Source organism: Pseudomonas sp. IT-P100, from assembly GCF_949767185.1.
In the GTDB taxonomy this organism is placed as follows: Bacteria; Pseudomonadota; Gammaproteobacteria; order Pseudomonadales; family Pseudomonadaceae; genus Aquipseudomonas; species Aquipseudomonas fluorescens_B.
The window spans coordinates 143275-167667 of sequence record NZ_CATKQK010000058.1 but is presented as its reverse complement, the minus strand read 5'-3'; the positions used below and the strand labels follow the sequence as shown (position 1 = coordinate 167667).

Here is a 24393-nt window from a genome sequence, read left to right as displayed (position 1 = left end):
CCGAATCTCAATCGTTATGTGAAGAATGAATCGTCCGCTGTTTGTTTCTCTGGATGGGCCCAAGGGAGCCGGCAAAACCACACTGTTGGAAGCCGTGACGAAAGTACTGAGGGCCGACAACAAAAAGGTGATCCGACTTTGCGAGAAAAAAAGCGATCCCTATAGGGGGGAAACAATGACCCTCGTTAACAAGCTCGTCAGAAATCCCACTCGGGATCTGGAGTTGAGGGTTTGTGAGCGCTTTGCGGATAGCCGTACCTGGATTTCCCGGCACGTGCTGACTAAACAGCCACCAGACAGCATCATCCTGATCGATCGGTGGTACCCGTCAGATGCGGCGTTTCGCCGGTTAGTCCCGTTTGCAGAAATTCTACAGTTGAACATTGACCGAAACGTGCGAGTGCCAGACCTGCATGTCGGGGTCGTCACCACTCCTGACATTTCGTGGGCGAGGGCGGCGGCACGAGGGCGCGGGCTGGGCAGTACCGTGATTCATAAGCTGGAAGAACATGTCGCTTGTACAGAGGCGTTCGAGCGAGCAATTGCCGATCACGGCTGGGTGTTGTGCCGTAACGAAGGATCGATCGAAGACGCAACGATGCAGGTGGTTTCCGAGATCTATAAAGTGCTTCGTCGCAGGGATTGCCCAAGTGATACATCCATCGAGTTGTCGCGTGACCCTTTCTGAAGGATGAGCTCGATTCGCAATGGCCTATGCCGAAGTGGCGCCTGAAAAAATCCGGCTAATTGCGAAGCAACCGAGCCGTAGCACTGACAAAAACCAGCAGCACACTCACGCAGCCAAGAGCGAATGACAAAGTGCTCAGATGGGCGACTGCCCCGATAAATACGGGTCCTACCAGAATCCCAGCGTAGCCCATCGAGATGACAGCGGGGATGGCTACCGCCTGTGGCATGCGTTGCTGGCGGCCTACAGCAGTAAAGAGCACAGGGACAATGTTCGAGCATCCGGCACCGACCAGCGCGTAGCCAATCAGGGACGCGGCCCAGCCATCGATACCAAGCGATACGAGCATGCCTGCGGCCGCGCAGAGTCCGCCAAGCGCAACGACGCGCACGCCGCCCAGTTTGCTGACGATGGCATCCCCTGTCAGGCGGCCCACCGTCATGGCCGCCGCGAAGGAGGCATAGCCCAAGCCGGCCATGCTTGGCTCTAACCCTCGGGTCGAGACAAGGAAAACTGCGCTCCAGTCGAGTATCGCACCTTCAGTGAGGAAGACGATGAAACAGAGCGCCCCTAAAAACAGCACGATACCCCTGGGCACCGCGAACAATGGCCCACCCCGTTCAGTGCCATAAGTCAGAAAAGCAGGCGCTGCCTTGTAGAGCGCTCCCAAAACGGTGGCAACGATGCAGAGCACAGCAATCAGCGGATGCAGGCCCAAGGTCAGCAGAGCCGTCATCGCCCCGGCGCCCAATATGCCTCCAACGCTGTAAAGGCCATGGAAGCCGGACTGAAGTGCCTGCCCGCTGTTTTTCTCGACGATGACGGACTGTATGTTCATGGCGCAATCCAGCATGCCCATGCTGGCCCCGAAAATAACGACAGCGATGACCAGGCCAGGCAGCCACGCCACGATGCTCAACAGCGGAAAAACGGCGCACAAGACAATCGTCGCCCAGATTACGACCGGGCGGCATCCATAGTGTGCAGTGAGATAGCCCGCGAAGGGCATGGCCACAATGGATCCACCACCCAAGCCAAGCAGCAGCAACCCCAGGCCACCATCGTCCAGGCCCGCACGGGCTTTGACCAATGGGACCATAGGCGCCCATGCGGACATGAGTAAGCCCGCGATCAGGAAGGCGATGCGTGTAGACATCCGCTCGCGGTGGTTAGCCGTGGGGACCAATACCGGGGATGGCGCATTCATAATTCTCGGTATTCCTTATCGATGATGCTAGCCATCGTTTGCTCGGCCTGGACAGCGCGGATTCAGGTTTTTTTGCGGGCCCGATTTTCGGAAAACCTAGCGCCTGCGCTCATACGTCGCTCTATAACTGCTTGGCGCCACGCCAAAGAAGTCCCGAAAGCGCATATGGAAGTTGGCGAAACTACAAAAGCCGGTCGCAATCGCGATATCGGTGATAGGCCGATTGCTCTGCAGAATAAGCTGCCGCGCCCGAGTCAATCTCAGTTCAAGGTAGTAGCGTGTGGGCGTGGCGCCCACGAAACGGCAGAAGCGACGTTCCAGTTGTCTTCGGGAAATATTCACACACTCAGCCAGCTCGTCGATCGATAGCGGTTCTTCGATATTCTTTTGCATCAGTTCTAAAGCGAGCTTCAGGGTTTGGGGCAAGGTGGGGTCTGAGTCAACCATGACAGTCGATATCCCGGAGACTTCAGAGGTTTGATCGCAACTGAGTATTTCCTCGACAGCATGGGTCAGCGACACGCCTTGTTTAGCGGTGATGAGCTCCAGCATCATGCGTAACGAGCTGCTGGCGCCGGCGCACGTGATGCGGTTGCGATCGATGACGTGCGTTCGACGTGAGACCAGCACCTTGGGGAAAACATCCTCCATCATCGCTCGACCATCGGGATGGAAGGCACACTCGACGCCGTCCATGAGTTGAGCTTCTGCCAGGAAAAATGCCCCGTTCCACAAACCGCCCATGGTCGCGCCGAGGGAGGCGGCGTTACGCAGCTTGCGCCGTAATAACGGGTCGCTGATCAGCTTCACTCGCAACCCACCGGCGACGATGAGAACATCGATGCGATCCGATAGTTGTAATAGCTCCAGGTCTGCTGAAATCGCAATTCCCAGATCGCTCATCACCAGACGGCCCCTGATGCCGACAGTCAACACTTCAAACGCCGGTGTATCGCTGATCAGGTTGGCAGTCACCAGCGCATCGATAGCGCCGGTAAATGACATCATCGAGAAGTTGTTCATCAGTACGAAAGCTACACGAGTCACCGCCTGCGGCTTTACTGGTTTCTGCGCCGTACAGGAGTAGCCCCTGTTCTTGTCTTTGAGCACGCTCTCGAATACGAAGGGCATAAATCCTCTTTGAAACCTGAACGAATAGCCATGAAACCGTTGTGCAATCTAGGCAGCGGTTTTTGGAGCGGACAACAACAACTCAAAGAATGATTGGCAGTCACCACTGCCGGGCAATGCTTCAACACTGTGCTTGATGGCATTGCTGAGTGTTGTCCCCAAGCTGTCATCAGCGAGTAAATGGTATTTGGCGATAAGTTCGTCACTCGACATAGGGTTGCCGGGGTCGCCCTTGGCCGTTGCGGTCGGGCTCGTAAGGCGCGTGCCGTCTTTCAGGGTAACCGTGACGCGGGACAGAATTTCCTCCGGGAACCTGGCGGACAGGTCTGGCGCCTCATGGAGGGTTATTTTCTCGCTGATACTCAAGATGTCTGGCGCGTGAATGGAATCCCCGGTGACCTCTTCAGGCCCCAGCTTCCCGCGAACGATCAGGGCAGCCAGGGGGAACGCCAGCGCATATTGGGCCTCGTCCGCATTCTTTGGAAAATGCCCCTGCAGGCACACAGACTCGTGGAAAGTTTCCACATCAATGGTCTCGATCAACGCTGCAGTGATGACCGGGTGTGCTCGCATCAAATCAGTCATGGCCGTGAGCGCCGGTTGCGCCCAGCGACAGACCGGCCACGGTTTGAAATATTGTTCGTCGATCTCCCAGCGGGTTCCGATGTCCTGCCAGAAAGTGGAAATTTCCAAAGGTTCAACGGTGGCGGCTGGAGCGCCTGTGACACCTACCTGTGCCATCAATAGTGCGTTCAGTCCGGCATACGCCCCGGCGCCGTGGGCATCACGCAACATCGTCGGGAAGCTCACCAGGCGCATCATCGGGCACCTCGGGCCGAAGTATTCCGCGATACCGAGCGCATGACGGAACGTCGTTTCATCAAGCTTCAGCAAGCGGGCGCCAGCACAAACGACCCCGATCCCGGAAAAAGCACCTGAGGCATGATATTCAGGGGCGGTGGCCATCAATGCCTGGCCCGCCCGTAACGCGGTCTCGTAACCGATGCACAGTGCGCTGAGAAATTCTTCGCCGCTGATGTCCTTGCCTTGACTGCGACAGGCGTCGACCAATGCAACGATGGCCGGGACCACGGTCGCACCCGCATGCCCCTTGGAGGTGAAGTGACCTTCATGTGCATCCAGGCTATCAACGCAGAAACCGCCCGCATACGCGGCACCCAATGGATGTACGGCTCTGCCGTCGAACCAGAGGCGGCTGGACAGCTTGTTGGCGGAGTAATGGGTGTCAGCGTAGGTTTTGAGCATCACGCTGGTTTGATTGTTGCGAGCTCCGGCGGCCACACCAATGATGTCGAGCAGGCAGGTTTTAACCAACTCGCGTGTATGCAGGGGAGCGTCCTTGTAACTGAAGTTCTGGACGAATGAATACAACTGCATTTCATGATTCCTGAATGATGAACACCGAAACAGATGAAAAAGTTGCCCGGGGGAGGGCAACCTTTTATGCAGATTTAAATGAAGGGACTAGTTTTTGGCGGTGGCGGTATTCGCCGCAGCGCGTGCGTCTGCCAGCCAGGTGTCATATTTCGCGCGATGGGCCGCGATCCATTCTTTGGCGTGACGAGTAATGTCGGCTGCACTTTTCTCACCATTGTGCATTTTGAGATTTTGCGCGCTTTCATCGTCGGTAGTGATCTGCATTTCAGACAGGAACTTCACGGCGGCCGGATTTTTCTCGGCGAACTCTTTATTGATGACCGCTCTGACACTGTCTACTGCGAACCCAAGGTTTTTACCATCGAAGGTCGTGTTGGTATCGTTTTTGCCACCTGGAAGATCCGTACGCGGCACGGTCAACCACACAACATCTTTACCTTCGACCAGAACACCGGAGATCCACTGAGGTACCCAGGTGTAATAGAGAATCGGCTTACCTTGTTTATAACGAGCGATGGTGTCCGCCATCAATGCGAAATAGGAGCCCTGGTTATTGGAAACGGTCTTCGTCAAGTCATAGGCTTTCATCTGGTGCGCAATGATGAGCTCACAGCCCCAACCCGGGTTGCAACCCGTGAGGTCGGCTTTACCGTCACCATTGGCATCGAACAGTTTGGCAATTTCCGGTTTCTGCAAATCCGCGAGCGAGGTGATGTGGTGCTCATCGGCCGTTTTTTTGTCAATCATGTAGCCCTGCAACACGCCCGGCATGATAGCGCCGGTTTTCACCATCACCTCATCGCCGCCAGCCTTCTCGTAGAAGGATTTGTGCAGTTCCTCCCACAGATGCACGGAGAAATCCGCGTCACCATTGGCAATCGCAACCATCATGGTTGAGTACTCGGTTTCCTTTGGCGTTTCAACGTCGTAACCCAATTCCTTGAGGCCCGCCATTGCAATTTCTCCGCGAAACCGCTCCTCGGCGATTGACGGAAAGATCGGGGTGATGGAGACCCCTTTTCCGGGCTCCTGCGCCGAGGCGGCCGATGCGAACACAGGTGATACCGCTAACACTAAAAGCGCCACAGAATGAATGAATTTCTGTTTTATTCCGAAGGTTGTGAAGTTCATTATCGTCTACCTTGGCTGGTTAAGAAGTTGGCATTTCTTTTGGTTCACAACGCGCCGCTAAGCGAATTAACTTTCTTTGGGACTCACTTCTATCTTTGTAATGGTGTTCTTTCTCTTCAGACGGTAAACGACACCCGCAGGACCGGTCTGGTACCAGTGCTCGCCTTTGGTTGCCCTGTTACTGCGTTCGCCCATTGCCTGGGTCAGGCGGTCGAGGAAAATCGCCAGCAGTACCAGGCCCAGTCCACCGACGGTTGCCAAGCCCATATCAAGGCGGCCAATCCCGCGAAGAACCATCATCCCCAAGCCACCCACCGAAATCATTGATGCGATCACCACCATGGAAAGTGACAGCATTAATGCCTGATTCAGACCGGCCATGATCGTCGGTGCAGCCAAAGGCAACTGGACCCGCCTCAGCATCTGGCGAGGGGTGCATCCGAAAGCCCGGGCCGCCTCAATCTTGTCTTCCGGTACCTGTCGAATTCCCAGATTGGTAAGCCTGACCAGTGGTGCTACCGAAAAGATGATCGTGACCAGCACCCCCGGTACGTTGCCTATACCAAACAGCATCACCACGGGTACCAGGTAGACAAATGCAGGTAGTGTTTGCATGGCATCGAGTACCGGCCGCAGCAGCATCTCCAGCCGGTCACTCCGGGCACACAGGACACCCAGTGGTATGCCGATAGCTGCACAGAAGAACAGTGAAGTGAGCACCAGGGCGAGGGTGACCATGGCGTCACTCCATACGCCGATCACTCCCAAGAGGGTCAGGGTGACGAAACAGAGGATTCCAATCTTTCTCCCTCCTACCTGCCAGCCCAGGAGCGTCGCAAAAATAATGAATATTGACGGAGGAATAGCCAACAATCCGAACTGAATACCATTAAGTACCTGGTCGATTGGCCATCTTATTGAACGGAATACTTCGCGAAAATTATGAACCAGATAATTCAGGGCAACTTCTACCCATTGGCCCAAAGGAACATTGATGGATTGAAACGGGTCTAGAAAACTGAATTCGTTCATGTCATCACCTGAGTATCCGAGCCTGGCAAGCCAGCAAATAGTGACTATTAATGTCGGCTCATTGTTTGAAGCAGCAGGCTCTTGGAGATCGTGCCTTTGAACACACCCTGGCGATCCAGCACAGCCACTGGATTAACGGCATCAGCCACAATGTGAAAGACGTCCTGCAGGAGTACATCGTCGCGCAGCGTTGGCGTGGATTGATCCATGGCGTACGGATGCTCTGCGCAGATCTTGGCAACATCGCCAGCCTTGAGGATCTTCGAGGCATCAAAGCCTTTGAAGAAAGCTCTGACGTAATCGTTCGCGGGATTGCAAAGCAGCGCTTGCGGGGTACCGATCTGTACAACCTGGCCACCCTCCATGATCGCAATGCGATGGCCGATGCGAATCGCCTCTTCAATGTCATGGGAGATGAAGATGATGGTGCGATGCTGTTCTGCCTGCAGGCGGATCAGTTCACCCTGCATTTCGTGGCGAATCAACGGGTCGAGTGCGGAGAAGGCTTCGTCCATCAGCAGGATGGCGGGGTCGTTGGCCAGCGCTCGGGCCAGGCCTACCCGCTGTTGCATACCGCCGGACAGTTGGTGCGGATAGCTGTAGGCGTGGCCATCGAGCCCCACCTGCTTGAGTGCTTCGAGCGCACGTTTATGCCGCTCACTTTCCTCGACGCCCGAGATTTCCAGGCCGAAAGCAACGTTGTCGATCACACTCATGTGGGGCATCAGGGCAAACGATTGAAACACCATGCTCATGTCTTTGCGACGAACGCTGAGGAGATCGGCATCCGACAGGCCGGTGATTTCCTGGCCATTGAGATGGATGGTTCCGGAGGTGGGCTCGATCAGTCGATTGAACAACCGGACCATCGTCGACTTCCCGGAACCGGAAAGCCCCATGATGACGAAAATCTCTCCACGTTTTACGGAGAAACTGGCATCAAAAACGCCAACGACTTGACCTGTTTTGCTGAAAATTTCACTTTTATCAGCACCGCGAGCCAGCATCTCCATCGCGAGCTTTGGCTGAGCACCAAAGACTTTGTAAATGTTTTTTACCGAGAGTATCTCGTCACCAAGACTCATAACCCCTCCTGCTGCAAATACGACGTAAGATCAAGAATTTGGATATACGTATCTTGATCAGTGAAAACGGTGCTTATGGGGGCAGTCAAGCTGGGAGAAAGGTTGCGAGTTAGTCATTGTGACCATCCTCTTAATTATGTGATGTTTATTATTCTTGTTTTATCGGTGCTGAATTAATCAGTGCCTTGAGACCCAAGTTATTACCTTATAGAGTCAGCGTCTAACAACATTTCTTCCAGCCAATCAATAACGTCATGTTATCAATCATTTAAATATGTCAATTTGCGACTGCGATGATGCTAGTTGCGAAGGCGACTGCCGCTGGCGCTGTCTTAGCCCCTCTGTTTCGGCTACGCTCCAGCGTAGGCTCTAGATGGAACCTTCTCGCCGAACTCATCGCTCACGGCCCTCCAAACGGCCCCGAACCGGATATTCAATACTCTAGGTTATGGTTAAGCACATCGATCCAGACATGACGCTGCTGAAAATGCCGTCTCTGAAAGCAGTGAAGTCATTCGTAGCCGCCGCCAAATATCAGAGCTTTACGCGTGCGGCTGAAGCGCTGTGCGTTACTCAAGCGGCCATCAGCCGTCAGATTCGGGAGCTTGAGGCGTACCTTGGGGTGGATCTCTTCAAGAGGGTGGGGCGAGCAGTCGAGTTGACGGAAGCCGGGTCCATCTTTTTTGATGCGGCACAGCTATCTTTCGTCAATATTTCCCAGGCGGCGGAGCGCATTCGTACCAACAATGCGGGCAAGCGTACGTTGACGCTTTGCTGTTCTCCCGCGTTTTCGGCCCTCTGGCTCGCAGCGAAGTTGCCGGGTTTTTTTACCAGGAACGCAGACATCGACCTCAATCTGGTCACCACTCAAAACTTTTTGTCGATGGAGCCGGGTGTTACTCCGGACATCTTCATCACCAAAATGGCCAGAATTCAGGATGGCTACCGCAGTTATCCGTTGTTTCACGACGTCATCTACCCGGTGTGCACACCTCGTTACAAAGAGGAGCACCCTGAGCTGTCCAGCCTGGAAGGATTACGCGACGGGGTTCTGCTCAACCTCAGCCCCTATGGCAGATCCCAGGTAGCGGAGCACGTTGACTGGGGCGTCTGGCTGGCTTATCACGATGTTGATATCGAGAAACGCCCCCACGACAGCCCTCATGTTTTCAACGCCAACGACTACAACCTGGTCATCAGCATGGTGTTGACCCATCAGGGCGTAGCCCTCGGATGGAATCACCTGGTGGCAACCCTGATCGAAAACGGCACGCTGATTCGGCCGATCGAAGAGGAAGTGGTTCTTCATGAAAGTCAGCACTACCTGACATTTCGTGAAGACCGGATCAATGACGATGCCTGTTGCCGGCTACGCGACTGGATTCTCGCTCAGTTTTCCTGAGCTGTCTGGAAGAAAGGAACACGGCCAGCGGCTGAGCAGTCACTGGGGTGGCGGAGAGGAGAGGGGATTGAAGGTGTGAATCAAGATACCGGTGGTGATCATTCGTGGTTCTCACCACCGGCAGTGCTGCACTTAGCCGACAGATCTTAACGGGATCGTGTCATTGAGCTGCTCAAGCATCGTTTTGCAGTACCAGTCATCAAACTGGCACACACCAATTTCGCTGGCCACCGACAACGGACCTGGCTCGAAAGCTGGAGAGCTGACACCCACCTGTGCACCTTCAACCAAGGTGCGGTCCTGGTCATTGGTGGCAAGCCAAACCTTGGTCAGGCGATCGATGTCGTAGTCGACACCTTCCTGCGCGTCCTTCTTGACGAGCCATTTTGTAGTGACCAACGTCTCGCCCGGACCGATGGGCAGAACGCGGAAGCTCAGCGCGTGATCGCCCAGAAAGTGGTTCCAGGTTGATGGGTAGTTGAAATAAAGCAGCGCACCGATGTTGGCCTCACCGGTGGTGTCCAACCGGCCAGCGACCGCAGGCTTGCCATCCATTGTGTAGCTGACGGCCCCGGAAAACAGGGGAATGCGCGTCATTCGGAAACGACCTTCATCATCCATGACCAATCGGCTAGGCAGACCGGCCGCCTCGCAGCGATCCCAGTGCTCCTTGAGTTCGAGATCTTCATCGCCGCCGGCGCCGCCCACGGATGGGTTGTCCACGAATGAATGCATTAATTCCGGGTGAGTAAAATCGCAGTGGTAGCACTCACGGTTGTTCTCGAACACCAGTTTCCAGTTGCCTTTCTCGATGATGTTCGACTCAAACGCGACTTTGCAGTCGTCCAGGTTATGAGGTGCAACGAAAGGGGTGACGGATTTTCTGAACGACGAAAAGTCTGGGGCGACATCTGCTACGCACACGTAGATGTACGTTTCGACGACCTCACAATGCACGGACTTCAACCCATGCTGAGACTTGTCGAAATCTTCCCCCATGTTCCCGGCGAACAGCAGGCGGCCATCCAGTTCGAATGTCCATTTGTGGTAAGGGCACACCAGCTTGGCGACCTTGCCGCTTGCTTCCGGGCACACCTTGGAACCGCGATGACGACAGGCGTTGTGGAAGGCACGGATCTGCTTGTCTGCGCCGCGCACGATAGCGACCGGGTAATCGCCGATTTGCAGCGACATGTATTGACCCGATTTCTCCAGCTCAAATGTGTGCCCGGCGAAGATCCAGCTTTTGTGCCAGATCTGTTGCAGATCCTGCCTGTAAACGTCGGGATCGCTATAAAGGGCACCTGGCAGCGCGTGGTCAGGCTTGCGCTGCGCGATTAGATTTGAAACTGCCGATTTAGTGCTCACGGTCAACACACTCCAAAATACCAAGGGGGCGACACATTCAGCCTGCTCAGCGAGGTGAGGCCAAACGGTCCTGAGTTCGCAGTACCGTCTGTGGATGCAAGCCCATCAAACCGTGCTGCTGCTAGCCGCGATCCGGAACGTTTTGCCACGTCCAGGAAGCGTTTTACGAAAAATGTGCCTTCTTGGATGGTGGTGCCATCCGTGCACTCATCTCGATCGAATCCTTATTACGGCAGACAATTCCGTAATGCCGATGTTTGCGTCAATAGCAACATTTCTACAGCACCTTATTCAAGCCTGAGCAAACAGACTCTAACTAATGGAGCGAATGCTCGCGAAATTCACTTATCCAATTAGTCGGTAGAATATCGCTGTTGTAAGGCTACGACGGTAATCATGCATCAACAAGAAACATTTACTCTTATCAATGCATAAACAAATGTTATCGATTGAGGTCGCGGCCGCGGTGATGAAATTTCAAGCCACTGAAATAAAAGAAAAATATATTTTCAAGGGCGGGTGAAGCAACCATCTGGAACTGTAGGCGCGAGAAATACACTCTATTGACCACCTTCTTGGCCCATGCCAGTCTGGATTCAACAGTTAAGCAAAGTGCCGCAATTGATCTCATGTTTGAGCCTGGGCATCCGTCCCGTGAAAACATGAAGATTTTTATCGCGCCTAAAGGCATCCAGGCTAACGCGCTCGTTGATCTTCCACCTAACTCGCATTCGGAGCATTTATCTTGAAATTTGAAGGTATTTATACGCCAGCAGTAACTCCTTATAACTCTGATGGGGAGATTGACTGGAACGTGTATTCGGAAGTCTTGGAGTCGCTGATTGAGGCGAAGGTGCACGGCATTATTATTGGCGGGTCGACCGGCGAATATTATGCGCAGACGTCGGAAGAACGTACCGAGTTAGCGGCCTACGCCAAAGATGTGATCGGCACTCGGGTGCAACTGATCGTCAGTACCGGGGCAATCCGTACCGAAGACGCGGTTCAGTACGCCAAGGATGCCAAATCGATCAAAGCGGACGCCATTCTCGTCACCAGCCCGCCGTATGCGCTGCCGACCTCCCAAGAGAACGCGATTCACGCATTGACCATTGATCGCGCCGCCGACCTGCCAATCATGCTTTACAACTATCCGGGGCGCATGTGCGTTTCGATGGATGAAGAATATTTCACGCGTGTCAGCCAGTCGAAAAACGTCGTCGCCATCAAGGAAAGTTCCGGCGACATGGGCCAAGTGCATATGCTGGCCCGGCAGTTCCCCAACATCGCCTTGTCCTGCGGATGGGACGACCAGGCCCTCGAGTTTTTTGCCTGGGGTGCCCGTAGTTGGGTGTGTGCAGGTTCCAACTTCCTGCCCAGGGAACACGTGGCGCTTTATGAAGCCTGCGTGATCGAAAAGAACTTCGACAAAGGCCGTCAGATCATGTCGGCAATGATGCCGCTGATGAATGCCCTGGACGGCGGCAAGTTCGTGCAGTCGATCAAGTACGGCTGCGAAGTGGCCGGATTGAAAGTCGGTAACGTGCGCCTGCCATTGCAGCCCCTTGAAGCGGACGAAAAGCAGAATTTCGCGTCGGTCATTACTGAACTCAAACGTAACGTAGCCAATGTTTCTTCGGGAGCCAGCCATGGGTGATCTACTGAGCAAGGCCGAATACGCCGCTCTGGCCAAAGACATTTCGTTGCCATCCAGGGCGTTCATCAATGGCGCATTCAAGCCCGCAATGTCCGGCAAAACCTTCGCCACGAACAATCCGGCGACCGGTGACTTTTTGACCGACGTCGCAGCGTGTTCGTCCGATGATGTCGACTTCGCGGTGAGCAATGCCAAGGAGGCCTTTGAAGATGGACGCTGGAGATCTGTTTCTCCTCGAGAGCGCAAAGCGGTTCTGTTGAAGTTTGCAAACCTGCTTGAAAGCCATCAATACGAACTGGCCGTCCTCGAAAGTCTCGATAGCGGCAAACCCGTCAGTGAATGTCAGTTGGTCGACATTCCGGACACCATCCACACGATCCGCTGGCACGCAGAACTGATCGACAAGATTTATGACAACACCGCCCCGGTGGGCAGCGACGCGCTGACCATGGTGGTCCGGGAGCCGATCGGCGTGGTGGGCTGCGTATTGCCCTGGAACTTCCCGCTGCTGATGCTGGCCTGGAAAATCGGCCCGGCGCTCGCCGCGGGCTGTTCGGTGATCGTCAAGCCTGCTGAACAAACCTCGCTGACCACGTTGCGCGTCGCGCAGCTGGCGTTTGAAGCCGGTGTTCCCGCTGGTGTACTCAACATTGTCACCGGTACGGGCAAAGACGTCGGTGAGCCGATCGGTTTGCATAACGATGTCGACATGGTCAGCTTCACCGGCTCCACCGCGACCGGCCGCCGCTTCCTGCATTACGCCGCCGATTCGAACCTGAAACGCATCGTCCTTGAGTGCGGCGGAAAAAATCCGGCTGTGGTGATGGACGATGCCCAAGACCTGGATCTCGTCGCCCAGCACGTGGTCAATGGCGCGTTCTGGAACATGGGAGAAAACTGCTCCGCAACCTCGCGCCTGATCGTCCACGCGTCCGTGAAAGACGAACTGCTGGAGCGCATGGGCGCCTACATTCGCGAATGGAAGATGGGTGACCCACTGGATCCGGAAAACCGCGTAGGGTCGCTGGTCAGCCCTGAGCATTTTGCCAAAGTGAAGTCCTACCTTGAGCACGCCGCCGCCGGAAAGCTTGAGGTGGTTTACGGTGGCGCAACCAAAGACGGTGCCTTTGTAGAGCCGACGGTGATTGACGGTGTTGGTCGAGACAATCGGCTGTTCCAGGAGGAGATCTTCGGCCCGATTCTTTCGGTCACCACCTTCAACACGATCTCCGAGGCCATTGCGCTGGCCAATGACACGGTCTACGGCCTGGCGGCCTCTGTTTACACCGGCAGCCTGCGGCGGGCAATCAAGTTGTCGCGGGAAATTCGCGCGGGCATCGTCACCGTGAATTGCTTTGGTGAGGGCGACGCATCGACCCCCTTCGGTGGCTACAAGGAGTCGGGCTTCGGCGGTCGGGACAAATCCATTTTTGCCCATGACCAGTACACCGAAATCAAAACCATCTGGATCGATGTGTCTGATCGGTCGGATGAAGAGACCGAAAAATGAGCACCCATACCATCAAGCGCCTGCCGGTAGACACCGGGGTTTCGGGTTGGGAGGCGATTTCCGCACGCACTGCGCCTGTCCGCATGCTTGATGGAAACGTGACGGCGGATTGGCTGATCATCGGTGCCGGCTTTGCCGGCCTGTCCGCCGCTCGCAGACTTTCACAGCTGCACCCGGGTGACAGCATTGTTGTGATCGATGCTCATGAAGTCGCCAAGGGGCCGGCGGGCAGAAACTCGGGTTTCATGATTGATGTGCCGCACAGTCTGTCGTCCGGGGAATACTCCGTGGCGAGTGAGTCTGCAACGGCGCTGGAAATTGCGCAGAACCGCTTTGCGATTGCTTTTGCCGCTGCCGCCGCGCGGGAGTACGGCATGTCTGCCGACACGTTCGACCCTTCCGGGAAGATCAACGCGGCCGCCACTGAACGGGGATTGAAGCTGAACGTCAATTACGCTCAATCCCTTGAACGCATTGGCGAGAAGTTCGAGATGTTTGATGCCGCGCACATGCGCGAAATCACCGGGTCCACCTATTACCACGGCGGAATCTACACCCCCGGCGCAGTGATGATTCAACCCGCGCAATACATCAGGGACCTGGCAGCAGGGCTCGAAGGGAAAATCACGCTGTTCGAACGCTCTCCGATTATTGAATTGACCAAGCAGGGAAGTGGCTGGAGCGCTCGTTCTGATAACGGGACCGTGTACGCGCCCAAGGTCATTCTGGGCGTTAACGGGCACATCGAAGACTTTGGCCATTATCAAGGCCGCCTGTTGCACGTCTTCACTTACGCGTCCATGACGGCCGCTTACAGTGATGATGTATTCAGCAAAGAGGTGCCGGGCAAGGCCAGGTGGGCGTTGTTGCCGGCGGATCCAATGGGCGCGACCGTTCGCAAGATCTCTTCAGACGGTCAATCGCGTATCGTCATCCGGACAAAGTTCACCTATGACCCGAGTATTCAGGTCACTCCCGAGCGGGTAGCTGCGGTGGCCAAAGAACAGCGACATTCCTTGGATGCGCGCTTTCCCGAATTGAAATCCACTGCGTTGGAATTCAGTTGGGCCGGCCGTCTGTGCCTGAGTCGAAACAGCGCGGCCGCATTTGGCGAGATTGAAGAAAACCTGTATTCGGCTTGCTGCGAAAACGGACTGGGTACTGTGAAAAGCACCCTGGCAGGTGTGATGGCTGCGGAGTTGGCATCGGGTACGCGTTCGGAGTTTCTTGATAGCTTCAGTCACGCACCTGGCCCCAGCAAGCTACCACCCCGGATAATAACGAAGCTGGGCGTCAGTTCGGTTATTCGCTGGCATGAGTTTTGGGCCGGGCGAGAAGGCTAACGAACTCAAGTTGTCGGCTATTGACCGACTTCAAAGTCTGATCGGAACGATCTACGAAGGAAAACTTGATTGAAGAGCGACCGAACAAACAACACCGCGCACTTAACGACGCCCACCGTTATCGCCACTCCTGGGGTCACAAGGCCCCAGCTCGGGATATTTTTATGCCTGCTTTCAATGCTGATCTTTGCGAGCCAGGACGGCATAACCAAGGTGCTGGTCAAAGACTTCCCGGTCGCCCAATTGGTCATGGTGCGTTATTGGGTGTTTGTCGTTTTTGCTCTCGGATATGCCGCCTACCAAGGTAGGGTAAAGGCGTCGTTTCGCAGTAAGCATCCCTGGCTCCAAATCCTTCGAGCGTTGCTGGCCGTGGGCGAAACCATACTGTTCGCGGCGGGGCTACGATATTTGGGCCTGGCGGAAATGCACGCGATATACGCGGTATTTCCGCTGATGACACTGGCGTTGGCGGGAGCGTTGCTTGGGGAGTTCATCGGCCTTCGACGCTGGGTTGCTGCCGCGATAGGGTTCACCGGCACACTGATCATCCTCCGGCCAGGCGCAGGCGTCTTTGAACTCGCGGCGCTGATTCCGCTGGTGGCTGCTTTGGCATTCGCGGTGTTCAACGTACTTACCCGCCGGATTAGCCTGCACGACTCCCTTGCTACGAACATGCTTTTTATGGCGTGTGTGGGTGCCCTGACGGTCACATTTGCAGGGCTGCCGGCATGGGTTTCTCCGACTCCAGTCCAGGGCCTCTTGATGGGGTTACTGGCATTGACGGGAGTAGTCGCACAGATTCTCTTCATTCAAGCATTGAAATACGCAACCGCTTCTAGCTTGCAGCCTTTCAACTATGCGCTTCTGGTATTCGCCACGCTGATTGGTGTCATCGTTTTTGCCGAGCGCCCTGATACCTGGGTGTTTGTTGGCGCAGCGTTGGTGATTATCGGTGGTTTGTATGCGATCAAAGCGAAGACGTGAACAGGTAATACAGCGTTCAACTTAATCCTCTGGAGGCCGTCTGGTTCCGGCAACCTGCAACGGAGGAGGGCAAGTGCCTTCCGCCGTCGCCGGTCAGTCTGCTTCGATCAAAACGGCAGTGGCAGTTTTGCCGTTCGCCCCCCATCCACCACCAGCACCTGCCCGGTGATGAAGGCCGACGATTCGGAGGCCAGGAAAACGACTGTCCCGCCCACATCCGCCGGTAATCCGGTACGCCCGACCGGGTGAAGGCGCAGGAGTGCCTGGCGCGCCGCACGCGGATCGGCTTGAGCGGAAAGGTATGCATCACTCAACTCGGAATTTATCCATCCCGGAGCAATGGCATTGCAGCGAATGCCATCTCGGCCGAGATCGATTGCCAAGGCTCGGGTCAGCCCATGGATACCCGCCTTGGAGGCACAGTACGCGGCATGTTCAGGGTTGGCGCCTAACCCTTCGATCGACCCGATGTTGATGATGCTGCCACCGCCTCGCTGACGCATCTGAGGCACCAACGCCTTGCACAGGAATGCTGGCGCTCGCAGATTGACAGCCATCATGCGATCCCAGTCCTGCTCGGTCATATCATCGATGGACTTTTCGAACATGAACCCGGCGTTGTTAACCAATACATCGACTCCGCCAAGCTGCTCCTGGGCGACCTGAGCAATCAAACTCGGTGTCTCCATCGAAGCGAGATCAGCCTCGACGAAATAGACTTGAGGGTGATTTTGCAAGTCGGCGTCCAGTGCCTGGCGCTGAGCGATCAACACAGAAGCGCCTGCCTCCAGCAATTGTTCGGTGATGCCGCGGCCAATCCCTCTGCCGCCCCCGGTCACCACCACATTTTTACCGTTGAGCATCGCAACCTCTCCTTAGCCGGATACCGGCTTTGCGCCTGTGACTTCTACCGTTTCACCGGCGATGTACCTGGCCTCGTCGGACGCCAGAAATGCGATGACATCCGCAATGTCTTCAGGCTCGGCGATGCGGCCTAATGGCACGCTCTTGTTCAGTTCTTGCACGGCTTTGTCCGGATCCAGGCCTCGACGCTCAAAGCCGCTGCGTATCATCGGGGTATTGATTTCGTGCGGGCACACGGCGTTGACACGGATGCCCAAAGGGGCGCAATCGCGGCCCAGATTCTTGGTTAAAGCCGCGACGGCCCCTTTGCTTGTGCAATACGCCACATGGGCTGGACCGGGATAAATGCCCCAGACAGATGATGTGTTGACGATTGCGGCGCCCGGGCGATTTTTCATTTGAGGTATCGCGGCACGGCAGATGAAGAACACTGCATTCAGGTTTACGCCCATGGCGTCAAACCACATGTCGTCAGTCGTTTCCTCAATCGTGCCACGGGGAATAATGCCGGCATTGTTCAATACGATGTCGATTCCCGAAAAGATATCGACGGCAGTTTGGACAATCGCCTCGCAATATTCCTTACGGCGTAAGTCGCCAGCCACGTAATGCACTTCAGCGCCCAGGTCACGGACTTTGGCGGAAATAGATTTGCAACCGGCTTCATCAAGATCAGATAACACAAGCTTTGCGCCTTCTCGGGCGAACAATAATGCTAACGCCTGTCCGACGCCCCCGGCAGCGCCGGTGATGATGACCACTTTATTATTAAACTTCATGACACCTACCTATTATTTTTTTCGGTAGAGCCATTATTTGGTTTCATCGGTTCTAATCGTCCAGCAACTTTTTTATAGGGGCAAAGATAACTTTTTGTTATCTAAAAGTTGGAATCCGCTGGTGATCAACAGTGACCCGTCGTCCGGCTCGGGCGGTATTCAATGAGGCAGTCCGTTGTGAGATCGAATGCGAATCATCGTCTAAAAAATGTACACAGCTGTACATGCCGTGTACGCCACGGCCCCTGAGGTGTACAGTGGGGAAGAATTCTTAAATGAAGGTGCAACCCGAATGTCACAGACAGGAAGGGCGAAAACCAAAGCGCAGGATGCAGGCTGGCGAGGCTCCGTCGATGGTTGGCTGGATGCCGCCTACGATGCTCTTAAAGAGTCGGGAGTGGAGGCTGTGCGGGTGATGCCGCTGGCCAAACGCTTGAATTTGTCTCGCACCAGCTTCTATTGGTTCTATGAAGATCGGGAACAGCTGCTGGCGGCGCTTCTCGCTCGATGGCGGGACAAGAACACCGGCGGTATGGTCAGCCAATGTGAGAGTTATGCGGAAAGTATTTCCGAAGCGATTCTCAACGTCTTCGAGTGCTGGGTGAACCCCGAGCTGTTCGATTCACAGTTCGAATTTGCCGTGCGCAGCTGGGCGCTGCAATCGGACGAAGTCAAAGCTGAAATCGCTCTGGCCGATGAAGCACGGATGAATGCCCTGGCCGCGATGTTCCGACGGTTTGGCTACGACGCCGAGGGGGCTGACGTTCGGGCCAGGACGATCTACCTCACGCAGATCGGCTACATCTCCATGAAAACCAATGAAGATATTGTCGTTCGATTCAGACGGATTCCTCAGTACGTGAGCGTGTTTACCGGCAAAGTACCAAAGAGGCGCGAGCTGGACCGCTTTTATGGAAAGTTCGGCTACGCAGAAAAAGAACCCGGCGTTTTCGTCCCCTTGGTCGAGACATTCGAGGAATCCACTGCCGATGGAGAATAGAACGCTGGGCATCATTGGCGGCACCGGCTGGCTCGGGCGTGCAATTGCCGAGGCGCTCCTTGATAACGGTTTCATCAAGCCTGACCATTTGTTGATCTCGAACCGCTCCGGCATCAGTACCTTCGAGCCTGGTGTGAAGCTGCTGTACGACAATCAACAGTTGGTGGACCTCAGCGATATTGTCGTGCTGTCCATCCGGCCGGAGCAGTTTCGTGAACTGCAGATCAACGCCCGCGGCAAGCGAGTGATTTCTCTGATGGCCGGCGTTCCGGCGGCAGCCATCAGCGCGGCCACCGGTGCGGATGTAATAGTGCGGGCCATGCCGAATGCGGCCGTGGAAATCAGACAGTCGTACACGCCCTGGTACTGTGTCGGAAACCTTTTTGAGCGCGATCGTAACTGGATGCAGCGACTGTTCGAGTGCGTAGGCTCGGCGGACGAAGTGCCTGATGAAGACTGCATTGATTACCTCAGCGCGTTGTCCGGGACTGGGCCGGCCTTTCCGGCAATTTTGCAAATGGCACTGACTAATCAGGCGGTGGCTGCGGGAATTCCCCCTGCTATCGCGCAGCGGGCTGCACAAGGCGTAGTAGTGGGGGGCGGCCAGATGCTTGCCCGCCGCGATCCGCGGCAAATGATCGAGTCGTTGATGGCTTATCGTGGCGTGACGGCCGCAGCGCTGCAGTCGATGGCCGATCAGGATATCGAATCCATTGTGGGGCGAGCAGTAAAGGCTGGCGCTGAGGTTGCGCGGCGGGGAATGTAGCTGGGGCAGGGGACATACAGTGAAGGCCCGCTGAAGGGCCTTCACTTTTGGACTTAGATTTCTTTCACCAGGCGCAAAGCGTCGTAGATGGCTGCGTGGGTGTTGCGAGCAGACACGGCGTCGCCGATCCGGAACAGCTGGAAGCGCCCTTCAGGATTGGTGACGATGTTCTGTGCCGTGCCGGCGATCAGGTCATGCTGCTCTACCGCGCCGCCATTGGTGGAGAGAGGACGCAGGTCGAAGTACAAATCGTCCAGGGGAAGGGTGCCGTGGTTGACGACAACCTGATCGACCACACGCTGCTTGTGGACCTTTCCGTAATCGCTGCCAAAGGTTGCAACGAGCCCGCCATCACGTTTTTCCACGGTATCGACCCGGTAGGTGACGGTGAAGGTGACGTCCAGGTCCTGCAGGCTTCGCATGTATGGCACCAGATTCATAGCCATGACTTCAGGTGCAAACGAGCGGTCGGGGGTGACGATTTCGACTTTCGCACCGCTTTGCGCGATGACCTCGGCAGCCTGCAGGGCAGCATGGTCGCCAGCATCGTCGAAGATCAGTACGTTGCGACCGGGCTTGATGTCGCCGGAAATGATGTCCCAGGTTGAAACCACGAGTTCGTTGCCTTTGCGCAGCACCTCGGTATCAGGCAGGCCGCCGGTCGCAACGATGACCACGTCGGGCTCGAAGGCTTGCACAGTGTCGGCTTCGGCCCAGGTGTTGAAGTGGAACTTCACCCCCAGCCGCTCGCATTGCGCCATGCGCCAATCAATGATGCTGATCATCTCACGACGACGTTCGCTCAACGCCGTCAGACGAATCTGCCCGCCTGGTTGGTCAGCCGCCTCAAGCACTGTTACCTCATGGCCGCGCTCACCGGCGACCCGCGCCGCTTCCAGCCCGGCAGGGCCGGTACCGACCACCAGAACCTTGCGCTTGACGGCGGATTTGGGAATGTCATGTGGCATGGTGGTTTCCCGACCCGTCGCTGCGTTGTGAATGCAGTAGGCCGCGCCGCCCTGATAGATGCGATCCAGGCAATAGTTGGCGCCCACGCACGGGCGAATGTCTTCTTCGCGCTTCTCGATGATTTTGCGCACGATGTGCGGATCGGTCATGTGCGCGCGGGTCATGCCCACCATGTCCACTTTGCCCGAGGCGATCGCGTAGCGCGCGGTGGCCACGTCAGGAATCTTCGCCGCGTGAAAGGTCGGAAAGCCTGTCGAGGAGCGGATCTCGCCAGCGAAGTCGAGATGGGGTGAGTTGCGCATACCCTGGATCGGGATGACATCAGTCAGGCCGGCGTCTGTATCGATGTGACCACGCACGACATTCAGGAAGTCGACCAGTCCGCTGTCCTTGAGCATGTGAGAAACCTGCATGCCCTCGCTGGCAGTGAAACCACCGGGCAATTCTTCATCACCGGTGTAACGAACTCCCAGTAGAAAGTCTTCGCCTACCCGCTGACGTATGCCACGCAAGACGTCGAAGGTAAAACGCATGCGGTTTTCCAGCGAGCCGCCGTAAGGGCCGTCGAGGTCATTGGTCAACGGCGACCAGAACTGGTCCATCAAATGCCCGTAAGCCTGGAGTTCCAGACCATCGAGGCCTGCGGCCTTCATGCGTTCCGCGGCGTCTACATAGTCCTTGATGATCCGCTCGATGTCCCATTCCTCCATTTTCTTCGGGAAGGAGCGGTGCGAAGCCTCGCGACGGTGTGACGGCGACACCACCGGTAACCAGTCGGCCTTGTCCCAGCGGGTGCGACGGCCCAGGTGAGTCAACTGGATCATCACTGCCGCGCCATGTTCGTGGCATTCATCGGTCAGGTCCTTCAACCATCCGACTACTTCGTCCTTGTAGGCGAGCACATTGTTGAACACCGGCGGACTGTCTCGGGATACGGCAGCGGAGCCGGCAGTCATGGTCAGGGCGACACCGGCCTTGGCGCGCTCCACGTGGTAGGCGCGATAGAGATCCTTGGGCATGCCGTCCACAGGGTAGGCCGGTTCATGAGAGGTGGTCATGATCCGGTTTCTGAGGGTCAGATTCTTGATTTTATAGGGTTGCAGCAAGGGATCGCTGGACATCGTGGTGCGCTCCAAAGTGGGCTTCATCAGGCTTGGCCACTTGAAATTAGGACAAATGTACACCTGTGTCAACGCTTGGTGACACAGGTGTACATTTTGCTTGCGTGCCAAAAAATCCAGGATTAACATCCGTCAAAACCAAGACCGACTTGTTTGGATAGGAGAGGGCACGTGACAGAGTTATTTGATATTCGGCTGGCTAGTAAACAGACAGCTTTCACTGAAATTCCAGTCATCGATATATCGTCGCTCATACACGGCAACAATCCGCTGACGGTGGCAACCCAAATAGGTGATGCCTGCGAAAAGGTGGGGTTCTTTTATATAAAAAACCATGGCATTGACCAGCAACTCATCGATGAGATGTACACGTTAACCAAAAGATTTTTCGAACTTCCTTATGAGGAGAAAAACAAACTCAATGTCGTAAACTCCGGGCTCACGCTACGTGGTTATATACCGATGTATGCGGAGAACGTCGATCCGGCTAATACCCGCGATTTCAAAGAGTGCTTTGATTGCGGAGCTCATTACGACGAGGTCTCTCCCTTTTTTGGCCCTAATCAAATGCCGTCGGCACTGCCGCAATTCGAGAAGGTTGCCGAAGCGTATCACTCCGCTGTATTGGCGCTCGCAAGAAAACTCATCGGCGGGATAGCGCTGAGTTTGGGGCTGCCACAAGATTACTTTGAACATCTTCAACGCAAGCCCATCACTATTCAGCGAATTTTGCACTACCCGCCCCAGATCGGAAGGATCTCCCAGGAAGAGATTGGTATCGGGGCGCATACGGACTACGGTTTCTTGACTGTCCTGTCTCAAGACGCAGTTGGCGGTTTGCAAGTCAGGAACCGGGCAGGGGAGTGGGTTACCGCCCCTCCAGTTGAAGGCACTTTTATTGTCAACATTGGTGATCTGGTTCAAACACTCACCAACGATCGCTATACCTCGACAATGCATCGCGTCATAAATACCAGCGGTCTAGAGCGTTATTCAATACCTTTCTTTATTGATTTGGATTTCGATGCGGTTGTTGAGCCTGTACCAACCTGTGTCAGTGAGACTTTGCCCGCGAAGTACGAAGCCTACACGTGTGGCAAACACAAGTTTAAGCGTTTCGTTGATAGCTATGCGCATCTGCAAGAAGTCGAAAAGGCATGATCGCGCTTTAAGCTGTGCGAATGCCTTATTTAAGAGTTCAAAAATTATCATTGCAGCTGTGAGACGATTGTTCCACTGGGACCACAAGACTCACCTTGGTGAGCCTTGTGGTTTTTCAAGAGATATTCATCGCGATGAGACCGCTGCAGTATCGGAAATGGCTGCGGTTAAACGAGGCGCGTCGCTTGATGCTCAATGAACATCAGGATGTCTCCAGAGCGGCCTTTAAGGTTGCTTACGAAAGCTACGCAGCTCAGTCGCGAATTCCATGATGTCGGTCATCGCCATCGTAAACCTGCGATTAGAATTGAAGGGATGATTCGTCGCCGCAGGGAGTAGTCGGTTGACGATTGCTCTGGGCGCCTGTCAACGAACGCGTCGCCGAAGCTGCCCGGGGTGGGTGATCAGACGGTTTGAGCGTTGATGACTGGATCCGTGGGGAATGAGTTTGGGGATTGGTAACTCTAAAGAGCCCTTTGGTAGAAGTTCCGTCCTAACACATGGTTTAACATAATATACATTATGCGCACCTTCGGATAAGAGCCTGGGGGCCAAGAGACGCGCCTTTCAATGTGCTGAAAGCCCCCGACCACGCTCAATTCAGCCTACGGTCAATCGTTGATGTAATGTTCACGGGTCAACGAAGCAGGATTGCCGCTCACCAGGTTCAGCCCTTGATGTGTCAGAACAGCCCCTTCAAAGCTAGCTGGAAGCTCTTTGGAGAACCGGACAAAGTCTTCGTCAGACAACCAACGAACGCAACTCGTGAACAAAAACTCCTCAGCACTTGCCGCAACATATCCAGCTCCATCCCAGCTATTGCCTTCTCGATAGACAGCCTGATAATCGGCTGAGTCAGCTTGCAAGTGAACGGGCTCGGGGAAAGTTCAGCCACGTGCTAAACCGCTCAACAGGCGGAATTACAAATGCAGCAGCCGTCTTGGGCCTGAGCGAGGCCAGGCTAAATGAGCTTTGCGCGGACAATTCAATGACTACGAGGAAAAGGATCTGATCAAGTACCTAGCGAAACTCAACCACGGCGGGAGTTTCGCGGGCGGGAAACTGGAGAAATGAGAGTTACAGCCTTCTGCTTCTGCTGGTATTTAATACGATTAAGTTATAACTATGCTAAATGGTTCTTTAGTTTAGTTATATTAGCAATCAACCAGCCTCGGCGTCAGAAAAAGAACAAGCTCCGTACTGTTTGAAACGGTCGAGCTGCTGGTGAATAACCACTTGAAGGACGATGGTGAATCTAGCCTTGCGCTCGATGATTACCCTGGCTTAAAAGAGGCAGGCGCTTCATCAAATCAGTGGTGATGTTTTGGCGCCCGTGCTGCGGTATTCGGTACCTCGCCGCCCTCCTCTTATGCAGCCTGTCGACGAATAGTCAGGATGGCTGCTCCGAAGCAGATGAACGTCGACTCAACTACCCAGCGGACCCACTGGGATAGCTCGGGTCATCACGCACTTGCCCAAGAGACCAGTGCGGCATACAGACTAAGAAACGTCACCAAGCCCAATCACGCGAGCTTTATGGCTCCGCCTTGGATATCGTCACGCGCCATTCGTAAGTCAATAGCGTCCTGGTTGAGTCGGTGAATCATGTTGAGCAACCGTTGACGTAGCACTTCGTCTTGAAGCTGCTCTACTGCGCGCATCATATCGAGCGCCGCTACCTCATTGTTAGTGGCGACGGAGTCGAGCAGTTTGCGCATGCTTCTTGATGGTTGATTCATCTCCAACTCCCTGGATTTCAGTGACGCGAATCATATGACCAGAATGTTTCATCGATAT

At 55.1% G+C, this 24393-nt stretch carries 21 protein-coding genes and 2 pseudogenes; 10 read left to right on the top strand and 13 right to left on the bottom strand.

The window, feature by feature from the left end; all coding sequences use genetic code 11:
• Positions 1-25: 25 nt before the first annotated feature.
• Positions 26-688 carry a dTMP kinase gene (locus tag ACM6IQ_RS28920; protein WP_017338817.1) on the top strand — a complete coding sequence of 221 codons (663 nt, stop codon included), beginning with the start codon at positions 26-28 and terminating at the stop codon, positions 686-688.
• 55 nt (positions 689-743) lie between these two features.
• On the opposite strand, the gene ACM6IQ_RS28915 is transcribed toward ACM6IQ_RS28920, so the two are convergent.
• The 6 genes from ACM6IQ_RS28915 to ACM6IQ_RS28890 form a co-directional block, all read right to left on the bottom strand.
• A complete protein-coding gene (locus ACM6IQ_RS28915; protein ID WP_414880457.1) occupies positions 744-1895 on the bottom strand; it encodes an MFS transporter in 1152 nt (383 codons plus the stop codon).
• 96 nt (positions 1896-1991) lie between these two features.
• Positions 1992-3026, bottom strand: a complete 1035-nt coding sequence (locus ACM6IQ_RS28910; protein WP_414880456.1) for a GlxA family transcriptional regulator — start codon at positions 3024-3026, stop codon at positions 1992-1994.
• A 48-nt stretch (positions 3027-3074) separates the two neighbouring features.
• Positions 3075-4424: an MmgE/PrpD family protein gene (locus tag ACM6IQ_RS28905; RefSeq protein ID WP_017338820.1), complete on the bottom strand. Its 1350-nt coding sequence runs from the start codon at positions 4422-4424 to the stop codon at positions 3075-3077.
• A gap of 87 nt (positions 4425-4511) precedes the next feature.
• Positions 4512-5555: a glycine betaine/L-proline ABC transporter substrate-binding protein ProX gene (gene proX, locus ACM6IQ_RS28900; RefSeq protein ID WP_080995141.1), complete on the bottom strand. Its 1044-nt coding sequence runs from the start codon at positions 5553-5555 to the stop codon at positions 4512-4514.
• Positions 5556-5621: 66 nt separating this feature from the next.
• A complete protein-coding gene (gene proW, locus ACM6IQ_RS28895; protein WP_274521491.1) occupies positions 5622-6626 on the bottom strand; it encodes a glycine betaine/L-proline ABC transporter permease ProW in 1005 nt (334 codons plus the stop codon).
• A gap of 8 nt (positions 6627-6634) precedes the next feature.
• Positions 6635-7672, bottom strand: coding sequence for a quaternary amine ABC transporter ATP-binding protein (locus tag ACM6IQ_RS28890; RefSeq protein WP_017338823.1), 1038 nt, complete (start codon positions 7670-7672; stop codon positions 6635-6637).
• Between the two features lie 448 nt (positions 7673-8120).
• Between ACM6IQ_RS28890 and ACM6IQ_RS28885 the strand changes: the two genes are divergently transcribed.
• On the top strand, positions 8121-9074 hold the full coding sequence (locus ACM6IQ_RS28885) for a LysR family transcriptional regulator (RefSeq protein ID WP_031318919.1): 954 nt from the start codon (positions 8121-8123) through the stop codon (positions 9072-9074).
• Between the two features lie 132 nt (positions 9075-9206).
• Here the strand turns inward: ACM6IQ_RS28885 and ACM6IQ_RS28880 are convergent, their stop codons facing one another.
• Positions 9207-10442, bottom strand: coding sequence for an aromatic ring-hydroxylating oxygenase subunit alpha (locus ACM6IQ_RS28880; protein ID WP_017338825.1), 1236 nt, complete (start codon positions 10440-10442; stop codon positions 9207-9209).
• A gap of 745 nt (positions 10443-11187) precedes the next feature.
• Here ACM6IQ_RS28880 and ACM6IQ_RS28875 point away from each other — a divergent pair.
• The 4 genes from ACM6IQ_RS28875 to ACM6IQ_RS28860 all read left to right on the top strand — a co-directional run bounded on the left by ACM6IQ_RS28875 (position 11188) and on the right by ACM6IQ_RS28860 (position 15936).
• Positions 11188-12099 carry a dihydrodipicolinate synthase family protein gene (locus ACM6IQ_RS28875; protein WP_031318920.1) on the top strand — a complete coding sequence of 304 codons (912 nt, stop codon included), beginning with the start codon at positions 11188-11190 and terminating at the stop codon, positions 12097-12099.
• Entirely contained in the window at positions 12092-13609 is a 1518-nt protein-coding gene (locus tag ACM6IQ_RS28870) for an aldehyde dehydrogenase (protein ID WP_414880455.1), read from the top strand. Before ACM6IQ_RS28875 ends, ACM6IQ_RS28870 begins: the two co-directional genes overlap by 8 nt.
• On the top strand, positions 13606-14952 hold the full coding sequence (locus ACM6IQ_RS28865) for an NAD(P)/FAD-dependent oxidoreductase (protein ID WP_414880454.1): 1347 nt from the start codon (positions 13606-13608) through the stop codon (positions 14950-14952). Before ACM6IQ_RS28870 ends, ACM6IQ_RS28865 begins: the two co-directional genes overlap by 4 nt.
• A gap of 69 nt (positions 14953-15021) precedes the next feature.
• Entirely contained in the window at positions 15022-15936 is a 915-nt protein-coding gene (locus ACM6IQ_RS28860) for a DMT family transporter (RefSeq protein WP_414880453.1), read from the top strand.
• Positions 15937-16043: 107 nt separating this feature from the next.
• Here ACM6IQ_RS28860 and ACM6IQ_RS28855 read toward each other — a convergent pair whose 3' ends face one another.
• Positions 16044-16799: an SDR family NAD(P)-dependent oxidoreductase gene (locus ACM6IQ_RS28855; protein WP_017338830.1), complete on the bottom strand. Its 756-nt coding sequence runs from the start codon at positions 16797-16799 to the stop codon at positions 16044-16046.
• Between the two features lie 12 nt (positions 16800-16811).
• Positions 16812-17579, bottom strand: coding sequence for an SDR family NAD(P)-dependent oxidoreductase (locus tag ACM6IQ_RS28850; RefSeq protein WP_414880452.1), 768 nt, complete (start codon positions 17577-17579; stop codon positions 16812-16814).
• A gap of 292 nt (positions 17580-17871) precedes the next feature.
• Here ACM6IQ_RS28850 and ACM6IQ_RS28845 point away from each other — a divergent pair, with 292 nt between their 5' ends.
• Both ACM6IQ_RS28845 and ACM6IQ_RS28840 read left to right on the top strand, forming a co-directional pair.
• Positions 17872-18579 carry a TetR/AcrR family transcriptional regulator gene (locus ACM6IQ_RS28845; RefSeq protein ID WP_017338832.1) on the top strand — a complete coding sequence of 236 codons (708 nt, stop codon included), beginning with the start codon at positions 17872-17874 and terminating at the stop codon, positions 18577-18579.
• On the top strand, positions 18569-19345 hold the full coding sequence (locus ACM6IQ_RS28840; protein ID WP_414880508.1) for a pyrroline-5-carboxylate reductase family protein: 777 nt from the start codon (positions 18569-18571) through the stop codon (positions 19343-19345). The genes ACM6IQ_RS28845 and ACM6IQ_RS28840 overlap by 11 nt, the downstream gene beginning before the upstream one ends.
• 53 nt (positions 19346-19398) lie before the next feature.
• Here the strand turns inward: ACM6IQ_RS28840 and ACM6IQ_RS28835 are convergent, their stop codons facing one another.
• Complete coding sequence (locus ACM6IQ_RS28835) at positions 19399-21435, bottom strand: FAD-dependent oxidoreductase (RefSeq protein WP_414880507.1); 2037 nt, start codon at positions 21433-21435, stop codon at positions 19399-19401.
• 171 nt (positions 21436-21606) lie between these two features.
• Here ACM6IQ_RS28835 and ACM6IQ_RS28830 point away from each other — a divergent pair, with 171 nt between their 5' ends.
• The gene (locus ACM6IQ_RS28830) at positions 21607-22596 is read left to right on the top strand and encodes an isopenicillin N synthase family dioxygenase (RefSeq protein WP_017338835.1); all 990 of its coding nucleotides are present in this window, start codon (positions 21607-21609) and stop codon (positions 22594-22596) included.
• A gap of 131 nt (positions 22597-22727) precedes the next feature.
• Positions 22728-22859: pseudogene (locus tag ACM6IQ_RS28825) on the top strand (AraC family transcriptional regulator); the annotation flags it as partial.
• Positions 22860-23207: 348 nt separating this feature from the next.
• On the opposite strand, the gene ACM6IQ_RS28820 reads toward ACM6IQ_RS28825, so the two are convergent.
• The 3 genes and pseudogenes from ACM6IQ_RS28820 to ACM6IQ_RS28810 all read right to left on the bottom strand — a co-directional run bounded on the left by ACM6IQ_RS28820 (position 23208) and on the right by ACM6IQ_RS28810 (position 24335).
• The gene (locus ACM6IQ_RS28820; protein WP_414880451.1) at positions 23208-23462 is read right to left on the bottom strand and encodes a hypothetical protein; all 255 of its coding nucleotides are present in this window, start codon (positions 23460-23462) and stop codon (positions 23208-23210) included.
• Positions 23463-23963: 501 nt separating this feature from the next.
• A pseudogene (locus ACM6IQ_RS28815) lies at positions 23964-24056 on the bottom strand (LysE family translocator); the annotation flags it as partial.
• A gap of 63 nt (positions 24057-24119) precedes the next feature.
• Positions 24120-24335: a hypothetical protein gene (locus ACM6IQ_RS28810; protein WP_017338837.1), complete on the bottom strand. Its 216-nt coding sequence runs from the start codon at positions 24333-24335 to the stop codon at positions 24120-24122.
• Positions 24336-24393: the final 58 nt, after the last annotated feature.

Excerpts from the sequence above, each read along its gene's own strand:
- ACM6IQ_RS28910 (WP_414880456.1), bottom strand. The coding sequence starts at position 3,026 with ATGCCCTTCGTATTCGAGAGCGTGCTCAAAGACAAGAACAGGGGCTAC.
- ACM6IQ_RS28890 (WP_017338823.1), bottom strand. The coding sequence starts at position 7,672 with ATGAGTCTTGGTGACGAGATACTCTCGGTAAAAAACATTTACAAAGTC.
- ACM6IQ_RS28865 (WP_414880454.1), top strand. The coding sequence starts at position 13,606 with ATGAGCACCCATACCATCAAGCGCCTGCCGGTAGACACCGGGGTTTCG.
- ACM6IQ_RS28810 (WP_017338837.1), bottom strand. The coding sequence starts at position 24,335 with ATGAATCAACCATCAAGAAGCATGCGCAAACTGCTCGACTCCGTCGCC.
- ACM6IQ_RS28915 (WP_414880457.1), bottom strand. The coding sequence starts at position 1,895 with ATGAATGCGCCATCCCCGGTATTGGTCCCCACGGCTAACCACCGCGAG.
- proX (WP_080995141.1), bottom strand. The coding sequence starts at position 5,555 with ATGAACTTCACAACCTTCGGAATAAAACAGAAATTCATTCATTCTGTG.
- ACM6IQ_RS28885 (WP_031318919.1), top strand. The coding sequence starts at position 8,121 with ATGGTTAAGCACATCGATCCAGACATGACGCTGCTGAAAATGCCGTCT.
- ACM6IQ_RS28845 (WP_017338832.1), top strand. The coding sequence starts at position 17,872 with ATGTCACAGACAGGAAGGGCGAAAACCAAAGCGCAGGATGCAGGCTGG.
- ACM6IQ_RS28870 (WP_414880455.1), top strand. The coding sequence starts at position 12,092 with ATGGGTGATCTACTGAGCAAGGCCGAATACGCCGCTCTGGCCAAAGAC.
- ACM6IQ_RS28840 (WP_414880508.1), top strand. The coding sequence starts at position 18,569 with ATGGAGAATAGAACGCTGGGCATCATTGGCGGCACCGGCTGGCTCGGG.
- ACM6IQ_RS28855 (WP_017338830.1), bottom strand. The coding sequence starts at position 16,799 with ATGCTCAACGGTAAAAATGTGGTGGTGACCGGGGGCGGCAGAGGGATT.
- ACM6IQ_RS28920 (WP_017338817.1), top strand. The coding sequence starts at position 26 with ATGAATCGTCCGCTGTTTGTTTCTCTGGATGGGCCCAAGGGAGCCGGC.
- ACM6IQ_RS28835 (WP_414880507.1), bottom strand. The coding sequence starts at position 21,435 with ATGTCCAGCGATCCCTTGCTGCAACCCTATAAAATCAAGAATCTGACC.
- ACM6IQ_RS28850 (WP_414880452.1), bottom strand. The coding sequence starts at position 17,579 with ATGAAGTTTAATAATAAAGTGGTCATCATCACCGGCGCTGCCGGGGGC.
- ACM6IQ_RS28905 (WP_017338820.1), bottom strand. The coding sequence starts at position 4,424 with ATGCAGTTGTATTCATTCGTCCAGAACTTCAGTTACAAGGACGCTCCC.